The sequence below is a fragment of the Paenibacillus sp. VTT E-133291 genome (assembly GCF_002264395.1).
In the GTDB taxonomy this organism is placed as follows: Bacteria; Bacillota; Bacilli; order Paenibacillales; family Paenibacillaceae; genus Paenibacillus_AQ; species Paenibacillus_AQ nitricinens.
This window is the reverse complement of sequence record NZ_NFVA01000140.1, coordinates 1-10,610: the sequence shown is the minus strand read 5'-3', so window position 1 is coordinate 10,610 and position 10,610 is coordinate 1. Positions and strand designations below refer to the sequence as shown.

Annotated in this window: 12 protein-coding genes; all 12 read left to right on the top strand. The window is 37.9% G+C overall.

The features are described 5' to 3' along the window. On the top strand, window positions 1-1,438 hold a 1,438-nt coding region (locus CA598_RS29885; RefSeq protein ID WP_094878832.1), incomplete at its 5' end, for a TadA family conjugal transfer-associated ATPase. Window positions 1,439-1,440: 2 nt separating this feature from the next. Beyond that, window positions 1,441-2,367 carry a type II secretion system F family protein gene (locus CA598_RS29880; RefSeq protein ID WP_094878831.1) on the top strand — a complete coding sequence of 309 codons (927 nt, stop codon included), beginning with the start codon at window positions 1,441-1,443 and terminating at the stop codon, window positions 2,365-2,367. 41 nt (window positions 2,368-2,408) lie between these two features. Further along, on the top strand, window positions 2,409-3,272 hold the full coding sequence (locus CA598_RS29875; protein WP_094878830.1) for a hypothetical protein: 864 nt from the start codon (window positions 2,409-2,411) through the stop codon (window positions 3,270-3,272). A 133-nt stretch (window positions 3,273-3,405) separates the two neighbouring features. Next, window positions 3,406-4,332 carry an alpha/beta fold hydrolase gene (locus CA598_RS29870; protein ID WP_179283797.1) on the top strand — a complete coding sequence of 309 codons (927 nt, stop codon included), beginning with the start codon at window positions 3,406-3,408 and terminating at the stop codon, window positions 4,330-4,332. A 199-nt stretch (window positions 4,333-4,531) separates the two neighbouring features. Then, window positions 4,532-4,924, top strand: coding sequence for a hypothetical protein (locus CA598_RS29865; RefSeq protein WP_094878828.1), 393 nt, complete (start codon window positions 4,532-4,534; stop codon window positions 4,922-4,924). 245 nt (window positions 4,925-5,169) lie between these two features. Further along, a complete protein-coding gene (locus CA598_RS29860; RefSeq protein WP_094878827.1) occupies window positions 5,170-5,487 on the top strand; it encodes a response regulator transcription factor in 318 nt (105 codons plus the stop codon). Window positions 5,488-5,519: 32 nt separating this feature from the next. Then, on the top strand, window positions 5,520-6,428 hold the full coding sequence (locus CA598_RS29855; protein WP_094878826.1) for an AAA family ATPase: 909 nt from the start codon (window positions 5,520-5,522) through the stop codon (window positions 6,426-6,428). Continuing rightward, a complete protein-coding gene (locus CA598_RS29850; protein WP_094878825.1) occupies window positions 6,421-6,732 on the top strand; it encodes a hypothetical protein in 312 nt (103 codons plus the stop codon). The genes CA598_RS29855 and CA598_RS29850 overlap by 8 nt, the downstream gene beginning before the upstream one ends. A gap of 114 nt (window positions 6,733-6,846) precedes the next feature. Further along, complete coding sequence (locus CA598_RS29845; RefSeq protein ID WP_094878824.1) at window positions 6,847-7,953, top strand: ParM/StbA family protein; 1,107 nt, start codon at window positions 6,847-6,849, stop codon at window positions 7,951-7,953. A gap of 156 nt (window positions 7,954-8,109) precedes the next feature. Continuing rightward, on the top strand, window positions 8,110-8,502 hold the full coding sequence (locus CA598_RS29840; protein ID WP_094878823.1) for a hypothetical protein: 393 nt from the start codon (window positions 8,110-8,112) through the stop codon (window positions 8,500-8,502). A 33-nt stretch (window positions 8,503-8,535) separates the two neighbouring features. Further along, window positions 8,536-9,027: a hypothetical protein gene (locus tag CA598_RS29835; RefSeq protein WP_094878822.1), complete on the top strand. Its 492-nt coding sequence runs from the start codon at window positions 8,536-8,538 to the stop codon at window positions 9,025-9,027. Window positions 9,028-9,414: 387 nt separating this feature from the next. Beyond that, window positions 9,415-10,503: a replication-relaxation family protein gene (locus CA598_RS29830; protein ID WP_094878821.1), complete on the top strand. Its 1,089-nt coding sequence runs from the start codon at window positions 9,415-9,417 to the stop codon at window positions 10,501-10,503. Window positions 10,504-10,610 lie beyond the last annotated feature (107 nt).

Here is a 10,610-nt window from a genome sequence, read left to right as displayed (position 1 = left end):
TTTAGTAGAGGGTAATGAGCAAAACAACTTTTATGATGCACTTCAAACTACAGAAGAGTATATGGAGGTAATGCAGAACCCGACCGGATCAAAAGTAACTGCAGAAAGAGCAATTGATGCTATTGTGAACACTGATGCAATTACTAAGGTTCGTGAACGTTTAGTTCTTGAACATGGTAATGATCTTGCGCGCGCTTTCTTTGACAAAGAAATGCGAAATGTGATGGAGAAACAAATTATGCGCATCATTATTGATCAAAAATTAAATATGGATAAGATGAGCAGTAAAGAAATGGCAAAGTATATGTGTGACGAAATAATTGGACTTGGTCCAATTGAAGAATTGATGAAAGATAATAGTATCACAGAGATCATGATTAATGGTCCAAAAGAAATTTACATTGATAAGGTTGGATTGGGAATAACTCTTACTAATCTGAAATTCGACGACGAAGACCACCTACTTGCTATGGCGAAAAAGATGTTGAATATGGCCGGTGCAACAGTAAACGAGGCGTCTCCGATTGTAGATGCACGCTTACCGGATACACGTATTAATATCGTAATAGCGCCAGTATCTCGCAATGGTACAACAATTACAATTCGGAAATATCCTCCAATCAATATGTCTGAAGAGAAAATGATTGAAACTGGTTTATGCACTAAGGAAATGTTCGACTCTTTAAAGGTTCTGATTCGTGGAGGCGCAAATATCCTTATTGTTGGAGGGACAGGGGCAGGGAAGACAACAATTATTAAAAGACTTTGCGAAGAAATACCAGATAGGGAGCGCACACTTACCATTGAGGATACTGAAGAGTTGCGGTTAAAGCAGCTTTACCCTCTAAAACACTTTATTAGTGTGGAATGCCGGTTAACTGACAAGCCAGAAACAACAATTGATTTAGGTAAATTACTAAAAAACGCGTTACGTCAGTACCCATCAAGAATAATTGTTGGTGAAGTACGGTCAGCAGAAGCTTTGGACATGGTTGAAATTCTTAATACTGGTCATGACGGTGGATTAAGCAGTCTGCATGCGAACTCCGCTAAAGACGGAGTGATGAGACTGCTCCAAATGATTCTTCGTAATGGGCTACCACTTGATCCGGATATTATTGGACAAATGGTAGCAACTGCGATTGATATTATCGTATATGTTGAAAAAAAGGTGGATGGTACTAGACGCATCACAGAGGTTATTGAAGTTTTGGGATATAAAAATAATCAACCACTTGTAAATGACCTTTATAAGTTCGAGGATATTGATGTTGAATTTGATGAAAACCAGAAAATTAAAATTATCGGGCGACACATAAAGGGCGATAATTGTGTTTTTTCTAAGCCTTTAATAGCAAAACTCGTAAAAAAAGGGGTATCTAGAGACGAGTTACGTATGTGGATGCGGGAAGACGATTTTTCAAAGAAAGGGGCGTAATCATGTATAGAGAAGATCTATTTTATTATGTGGCCATAGGTATTCTATTTATTATTCTCTTTATTGTAATTCAGAAGAGCATGCCTGCTAGAAAGTATCGTTCATGGGCCATGCTTAAAACAGAACAGGAAGAATCTCACATTGAAGTTCAAGTGGAGAAAGATAAGAAGTCAAGATTCGGATTTCTACGCTTCATTTCCGTAGCAGATTTTGAGAGAGAGGCAGAAGAAATTGGATGGAAAGTAGGTAGCAAAGCACCGTTAATATTATATGGAAGCATGCTGATAGGATTTCTTGTAGGAGTATTAATGAAGGCACCTTTGGTCATGTTTTGTGGAGCGATTGGAGGTCCATGGTTATCTTGGTTTTACTTGAACACACGAAAGCAACAATTTGAAGATCAGTCAGAAGAACAAGTTGAAATTTTAATCGAAGCAGTAAGTTCAAGTTATGCAATTACTCGCAACTTAACAACGGCAATGGATAGGGCAACGGAAAGCCTTCAGGATCCACTTAGGAGTCAGTGGGAAATGTTAATGGTTGAATATAAAACAGGGCGCTCTTTAGAAATCTTGTTAGACGAGTTGTATGAAAAAATTCCTGTAAGTGAATTCAAGGTATTTGCTGCTGTGCTTCTTGTGGTTGAGAAGGCCGGAGGGGATGCTAGCGATACAATGAAGAAGGTGGCTGAGGTCATTATGAGTAAGCGTGTCCTAAAGGAAGAAGATCGCGTTGAATGTACCCAGCAGCGCCAATCACATCGAATGAATGTAGGGATTGCTATCCTCATTGTTTTGTTTTTTAGATTCGTACAAGCAGAGCAATACAACGATTTAATGAAGCTTCCAGCAGGACAAGTTCTGATTGCTGCAATGTTTCTGTACATCTTATGGTCCTTCCATAAAGTTAACAAAATGACCAAGATGTAATAATGGTTGATTAGTAAATAATAATTCGGGAGGAATAGAGGATGCTTCAATACGTGATTGCTTTGCTCTTTCTATTAGTTCTTTATTGGGCTTTTGCTTCGATTTTTGTATCTGAGAAGAAATATCGTTCACAAGCATATGTAACTAACGGTAAGCAGGCTACCTGGAAACAAGTAGCTGAAATGATGGAGGGCGCTGCGAAAAGGAAAGTCAAACTGTCTCATAACCAGAAAGACGTACTTGAAAAAATGTTATATAGGGTCGGTTGGAAAGAAGCACCTGAAGATATTGCAGCACAACAGCTGATGTTAGGTGGTATTGCAATGGTTGGCTTGTCCCTATTTGGTATTTTTAGCGGTTCAACCGTGCTTTTGTTTTTCGCGGTAGTTGCAGGCTTTGTATTTTATCGATATCCCGTAAATCGGCTTAAGAAAGCGGTAGCCTACAAAGAGAAACAAGCGAGTATTTATCTACCAGATTTCATCGAATTGCTTATATTATTATTTTCTGCAGGGTTAACACCTTATGAAGCCATTAAACGTGCTACTGAACAATCCCCAGACGTGCTACGGCTTGATTGTGAAAGACTGTCTAATGATTTAGATATTATGACTGAACAACAAGCATTAAACCGATTTGCTGAGAATGTAGGCATTGGTGCGGCGAAACGATTTGTTTTCGCCATGAAACAGGCGATGGATATGTCTAAAAAAGAAGCAAATCAGATTTTTAACAGACAGTCGGTATTAATGCGAGAAATGCGTATACAGAATCAAAGAAAGATTATCAAAGAGAGACCTGCTCGTTTACAGCTTATTAGTTCAGGTGTTTATGCTTTTGTACTTCTTCTTCCAATCGCGATAATTGGCGTAGCCTTCGTCAAGAGTATGGGAGCTATGATATAAGCTAAAATCAGAAATGGTAAAATGAGTTTTTTTTACGACAACTCTTCCGAGGCAACCCTTAAAGTGTTTCATTACAAAGTATTTTTACTAAAAAAAGATGACAAACTTAATCAAACTATTTGGAGGTTTTATCATGTTTAAGAAGAAGAATTTTATAGCTCCGTTAGCGGTAATTTTGGCACCAACTTCACTTAGCACTAGTAGCGCCTCTGCAGAAGAAAACAACACGGGTTCCAATAATTTAGAACGTAAAGCGGTAATCAAGTCAGTCCAAATTGGTGAGCAAAATATTTCTTATAAGGTTCGTGATTCCGTTAGCAAAGCTAAGCATCCAGATCGCACATTTTTATTGATTCATGGGGCATCTGCTAACCTATTGTCCACTGATTCATTGGCTGAAGAATTAGGAAAAAAATTCGAGAAAGCACAAATTGTGCAAATTGATCTACCTGCCCATGGACTTTCTAAAGGTCCAGTATTAAGCAGTGTGAACGATATGGCTGATGTTGTAGCTGAATTTGTGGAACAAGGCAGAGAATTCGGAGATTTCGCGAATGAAGTAGTGATAGTCGGTATTTCTATGGGAGGCTCTGCAGCCCAAAAGCTAGCTGTTAGAAATATTGAAGGCTTGGAAAAGGTTGTACTGATTAGTACTTCACCAGAATGGAAGCACTTCGGATTCCTAAGTGGTTATACAGGGGAAGAATTTAATAAAATGTACCCTGGCATGATTGAAGATGATTATGCCGTAAACACTACACCGGAACAACAAGCTGAATTCCATATGTGGTTTCCAAACTTGATTCCTGCAAAAGAAACATCACTCGGGGATATTCAAGCACTAATCGGATTTAATATTGTTAATGATCTGAACAAGATCACACAGAAGACGCTTATCATTCACGGTGATGGAGACCAATCCGCACCGTATGCGAATGCACAATTGATGGCTTCTACCATTAAAAAAGCGAAGTTGGTTACGATCCCTGGCGAAACGCACACATGGAGCATGAAACAACCGGCAAAAGCTGCGGAACTGATTTATGATTTTATTAAATAATGGTAGAACCGTGGGTCTATACCAGACTGTGAGCAAGTGGCTATGCTCTGGTATTGTTCCTAAGGGGATGATTTAATAATATGAACAACACTTCCAATTGCCAAAAATAAATCACAACCAATTTTAAAAGCGGCCTAATTTTGGCCGTTTTTTTTTCTATTAATGTAATATGTAATTTTATGATGAAAGGAAGATTAAATTGCAGACTCCAGAAAAACTATTGTGGATTATGGTATTTTCATTTTTTACTCTCTTTGTGCCGGATATGATAACTTACGCTAACTGGCAATGGAAAGCACATGAATTAACAGATTTTGCAGTAGAAACAATGTCTGAAAGTGGAGGAATGACAGCACAGGCAGAAGAGGATATATCAAAGAAAATGGCAGCAATGGGGATTGATCCAGCGGACTGGAGCATTTCATACAGTAATGGTATTGTAAAAGCACCTGGTACCGTTTCTTTTTCTCTTTCTAGTAATTATCGAGTAAAAGCATTCGGTGTATTTGGAAAATCAATGCAAGAGTCAATGTCAGAGTCTACGCGATTATCTTTAGGAGCTTCATCGATAAAGTCTTCTGAGATCCATTAATATAAAAGATTATATATCTGTATTGACCTGTGTACAGTAATGTTGTACAATTAATTTATCGAAACTTCAGTGGTTTCGGGGGAAGTGAATTTACCACGAATAACCTTGGCAGAAGAGTGAATTTAACTCTTCTGTTTTCTTTTTATTTCCTACTATTATTCGTTGATTTAACAATTCATTAGAAATACAAATCTGGCCTCGTACAGAGGCTTTTTTTTTTTGAAAAGAAAAGGGAGGCGAGTGGAATGACAAGTAATGAAGTGATCAGAAAAGCTTTAGAAGAACCAATGTTTCGTTGTGAGTTAAAAGAAAGGCAAAGGGAAGTTCTCTGGTTGACTCTTGAAGGAAAAGCGCGGAGAGAAATAGCTGCTATTATGTTTATGACGGAAGTAAATGTACAAAAGCATCTTCAACATATATATATGAAGTTAGGGATTGAAGGAAAAACTCAGTTAGCACGTTGGGTAATTGATACACTTGGATCCACTTTGTTTGTTACACCTACGATTACCACAGATCAGTTCGTCCAAATTGCTGAACGTGCACTGGCCAATCGTCGATAGATTCATTATAGAAAGATGGTGAGAATTGATTCATGAACATTTCAAATGTCATACAACAAATAAATTACATCGATGCATATTTAAATGAGAAATATTATGAACGTAGTGAAATAATTTTTTGCTCTCTTGTTTCCCTAATTGCTGCCGAGCATATGCTCCTTATTGGTCCTCCAGGCGCAGCTAAGTCATCCGTGCTAGATGACATTTGCGACTTTATCCGAGAAGTAAAACTTTTTAAGTGGACAATGAATAAAGAAACTAAAATCGATGAAATTCTTGGTCCGTATGAACCCTACAGGATGGAGTATGGAGAGTATATACGCCTTACACAAAACAAGCTCCCTGAAGCTGACCTAGCTTTCTTGGATGAAACGTTGCGAGCCACTGGTGACACCCTCAACAGCCTTCTAGAGATAATGAATGAGAGGACATTTATACAAAATAACATTTCTACCAAGGTCCCATTAATTTCATTGTTTGGTGCTACGAATTCATACCCGAAAGACGAGGATATTCAGGCTTTATATGACCGTTTTCTTGTGCGGATACGAATCGACTATATCAAAGAATCTGATAATTTAAGAGGGTTATTAACCCAAAAGCCTAAATCTTCGGATGAAGTTTTAGGATCCATAACTTTGGAGGACATTAAGCAATTAAGATTAGAGATGAAAAAAGTCCAGGTACCTGAGTTGATAATTGATATGATCATCAAAATGAGAGATCAGCTTTTTAAAAAGGAGATTTTTCCTTCAGATCGTAGACTACGTAATTCACTCAATTTATTGAGGGCTGCAGCAGTTGTCCGAGGAAGAAATATAGTTGAGGTATCTGATTTATATCTCTTGAAGCATGTCTTCTGGTTATATGAAAAAGATCAAGATGATGTAAATGAGATTGTGACTCACGTGATTGAAAAGGAGGAATCTCAAAATGAGTAATGCATTTTCGGAGTTTAATCTTGAAACTCTTTTGGCCACATGGAATGATGATTTTCATCTCAAAAGACATGACGGGGAAATCCGCGGTATTGAATTCTCTAAGAAATATATCGTACATACAAAAGCAGCGGATACCAATAAATTTATTATGAATGTAACTCGTTTGTACAAATTTATGACTTTTAAAAAAGAAGGGAACATCATAACGCTCAGCGTTAGTGTAAAGCCGGAAACAATGATGGATTTCCTTGGGTTTTATGAAAACCTGAAGAGTGAGGAAAAGCTCATTCAGACAGAAACATGATGCATAGAAAATATCATAATCCACCTTAAAACGAACAGGATTAACGGCACCTGTTCGTTTTTTTTGTTTTTGGTTAGAAGCACCGAACTAAGATTAATGGAAGGGGATAGTGAGATGACTAATTTCAAAATGCTGAAATATTTTAAGATTGGGCTCGATATTGGTTATGGATGGGTGAAAGGAGTTAATGAACGAGGAGAGCGCGTACTTATTAGAAGTTTGGTAGCACCACCGTATTCTCGAGACCTTAACGATGCCTTTGGGGTAGAAAATCAAGATACAGACATCCATGTCGTTGTCACAATGCCAGATGGTTCAAAAAAGGAAATTTTTGTAGGGGAACTTGCTTTATCGTCAACGAAAGCAGCTTATGCCTTTGATAAGAACAAAATTGATCACCCAACGACAACACAATTAATTGCAACGGCTACAAGCATGTTAACAGTGGGGGTAGATCAACCCTTGCATCTTATAACTGGTTTACCGCTTGATTTTTATAAAACTCAAAAAGTGCAATTTGAAAATTACTTACGTGAATTCAAAGGCAAGGTGCAGCATAAAGCCGGTAAATTTGAGGGGACGGAATATACAATTGGTTTTGAAAAGGCAACAGTGTACCTCCAGGGGGGCGCGAGCATTTACTCCTGTTTGATGAATATCCATGGGGTACCAACGCGCAAAGACCTTCTTCAACAGGGACTGAAACTGGCTGTAATCAATATGGGCTTCTATACGCTCGATGTTATAGTTTTCGAGGCAGGAGAAAAATTTAAACCACTTGGTGACATGTCGTTCAGCTCTGATGAAGGAGTGGGAATGGTGGAGATTCGAAAGATAGTTGAACAAGCATTTTATGAGCAATCCGGAGCAAGATTAAATTTACCCCAAGTTGAACCGATCCTAAAATCGGGCGGAATTAATTATAAAGGTAAATACTTTGATCTTAAAAACGACATTAAAAGAGCAAAAGATATTGTCGCCCAGATCAACCTGGATACGATCAAAACGAAGTGGGGAAGTCAAAAAGATTTCATCCATACTGCGTTTATATGCGGTGGTGGACCTGGAGATCTTGAAGAACGAATATTAGGATTCCACCATAATCAAGAAATTGTCGAGGACCACCAATTTGCAGATGCATTGGGCTACCTCATCTATGGCCGCTTACAGGAATATAAAGAAAACAGAGAAAGAGAGAAACAATTGCATATATTCAATTAAGGTGTAACACAAAAGTAACACAATAAGTTAGAATAACAATTTTCAATTGACTTTAATAACGTTTGTGACACATTTCAATTGGCTTTAATAACATTTGTGACACATCATTTTGTGTAAAAGATAACGTTGTAACACAAATTCAAAGGAGGGAGAAGTGTGCCGGAGGGGAAAAACAAACATGTAACATTTCGCTGTGACGATGACCAATTGACCCATTTAAAGGGGATGAAGATGGGTACGAGAAGTGCCTACATACGTGAAGCAATCGATTTTTTCGAAAAAAAAGAAGACATTAATCATATAGTCTCACGTCTAGATTCTTTGGAATTGAGGATAGAGTTGAAACTAAATGAAATTCTACAGAAAATTGAACGACGCGCAGCTACTCAATCCGGTTTTAATCTGATCAATGATAAGAGTACTGAAACAACAAAGATTACATTAAAAAGTCCATTGACTCCGCCAGAAAACGAGGTATCGGAGCAAGCAACCGAGTCTCAAAATAAGACACTAATTAATGACGAAGTGATGTACTTTTTAGGGGAATAAGATCTCTTTTTAGAGTTGAGAAGGGTGATTATTATGCGTTTGGAACTTGGTATAAAACCTCCTGAAGAGGGGGATTTGCGGATCTATTGGACTGAAGATAGGCAGGCATGGATATTCCATTTCTCCTTACCTGGTTTGCTGCCTATTTACGATCAGGCAAATAGGCAATTAAGAGAAGTTAGAAAAGAAATAAGGGATTACAAAGCTGAACTTGGGATGAAAATATTCGCTCTATTGCAGGAAAGAGGGCTGGAAAAAAACCACCCTTTTGAGGAATCTTTTATTTATATAGTTCATTGTTTTCCCAATTTGATCGAAAGCGATCTTGATAACAGAGGGAGAAAATATGTTATGGATGCATTTAGATCTTCTGGACTCTTACTAAAAGATTCCTGGACTCACCTCTCGTTTGCAGAAAAGGGCCTTTATGACAAAGGAAATGCACATACTGAAGTATTTTTGGCGCCTGAAAGATATGCATCTGAAGTTTTCTTATCAATTCAAAAAGACAGTAGAATCACTTAGGAAAAAAGAAAGAACAGGAGAAAGAACAGGGGTAAAAACAATGGTTTTAGAAACCAAAGCTATTTTTACCTCTCCGTTTTTACCTGTCATAAGTGTTTTATTATGAATAAATTCCTTTTGTATCAATCAAAATGTGTTTTGTATTCCTCCATAAAATATACAAATACATTCTTTCCACCAAAAATAGCATGAAACCATGCCATATAAGGGATTTTTGAATCTCGCCATATACATACTTGGAAACACAAATGGAGGGCGGTATGTATAGGCAGCCCTCCATCGAAGGTTGCAGGTATGACCAGCAGTACTTAACCGAGAACAGAAGCTCCAAGAGCATAAAATAGAATACCCGCTTCAAGTGAAGTCAAATGGAAGGGGAGAGGATAAGTGGTAGATAGACCTAACATAACTTTGACGGAAAGAGATTTAGAACTGTTCTATGTGCTCTATAAATTTCGAGCGCTAAATGTGCCTCAAATACACGAACTATTCTTCCGAGAAAATGAAAGGAGGAATTATGTATATAAACGATTATATGTCTTAAAACATTCCGGTTTTCTCGAGGATAAAGCTATTGTAAAGGAAGATGGAAGGAAGTCTTCCTCCGTGTACTTTATCAAAATAAAGGCACTTGAGGCTCTGAAGGAATATGGCATTATTGACGAATATAATAGAAACCAGGAAAGACTTCGACTCGAAGGACGAAGGATGGCGCAGGTGCTTTTAGTTAATGACATTCTTGTTCAGCTTACCCCCTTCGGATATCAAATGAAGGATAGCAGAGAAACGAAAGCGACATTTGCTCTTGATCGAAATTCACATATTAACGGCTGCCTTATAACACCAGATGGTAAGAAAACGATCGCTATATATGCAATAGAGCAATATGCCACTGAGAAAATGATGAACAGCTTAATCACAGAAGTTAAAAAGATGCTTCAGATCGATCATGTCCTAATTATGTTGAATAAACCAGATGAACAGTATGAGGATTTTGAAAGAATAATCAGAAAAGAAATGCATCATTTTCGTAGTAATGTGATGTTGCTCCCTTTTCAGACCGGAATGTATCTTCTGAAAAAATTGGGGACAGAAAAAAGCCAAGAAAAGATGTTTGAAAAGATCGGGCCTGTACGGTTTAACCAGAAGGGGGTTTTTCCGTATACCGTTCTTCATAATGGGGAACCCAAATATATCGTTGAGTACGCGATGACAGGAACGGGAGTTTTAAGGAAGCTAAAACGCTATAGCCCAGCAGATTATCGGCAAGATGGGAAAAAAGTAATCGTACTAACATGGGAGGGTATGGTGGATGCGCTTGCGCAAGAATTCGAGCACTTTGAGTATGTGGAATTTGTTGGTGTGAATTTTGATCAAGTGCCCGATCTTCCCTTAGATAATACTTTAAAAGGGTTTTTAAAAACATCGTTAATAAAATCAAATCTATCGGAAGAAGGTAGTAAACTTTATATATAGATTAAATTGATGGCTAACACTTCAGATAAAACTTCTCCCGCTCCTGTTGCACGATATGATGGTGTGGTGTTGTAGCCAGCACGTATCAGAAGAAACAGGAGTTTCAG

What these genes read in the sequence shown, in the direction of transcription:
- CA598_RS29880 (WP_094878831.1), top strand. Translation starts at nt 1,441, where the DNA reads ATGTATAGAGAAGATCTATTTTATTATGTGGCCATAGGTATTCTATTT.
- CA598_RS29850 (WP_094878825.1), top strand. Translation starts at nt 6,421, where the DNA reads ATGAGTAATGCATTTTCGGAGTTTAATCTTGAAACTCTTTTGGCCACA.
- CA598_RS29845 (WP_094878824.1), top strand. Translation starts at nt 6,847, where the DNA reads ATGACTAATTTCAAAATGCTGAAATATTTTAAGATTGGGCTCGATATT.
- CA598_RS29875 (WP_094878830.1), top strand. Translation starts at nt 2,409, where the DNA reads ATGCTTCAATACGTGATTGCTTTGCTCTTTCTATTAGTTCTTTATTGG.
- CA598_RS29860 (WP_094878827.1), top strand. Translation starts at nt 5,170, where the DNA reads ATGACAAGTAATGAAGTGATCAGAAAAGCTTTAGAAGAACCAATGTTT.
- CA598_RS29835 (WP_094878822.1), top strand. Translation starts at nt 8,536, where the DNA reads ATGCGTTTGGAACTTGGTATAAAACCTCCTGAAGAGGGGGATTTGCGG.
- CA598_RS29855 (WP_094878826.1), top strand. Translation starts at nt 5,520, where the DNA reads ATGAACATTTCAAATGTCATACAACAAATAAATTACATCGATGCATAT.
- CA598_RS29870 (WP_179283797.1), top strand. Translation starts at nt 3,406, where the DNA reads ATGTTTAAGAAGAAGAATTTTATAGCTCCGTTAGCGGTAATTTTGGCA.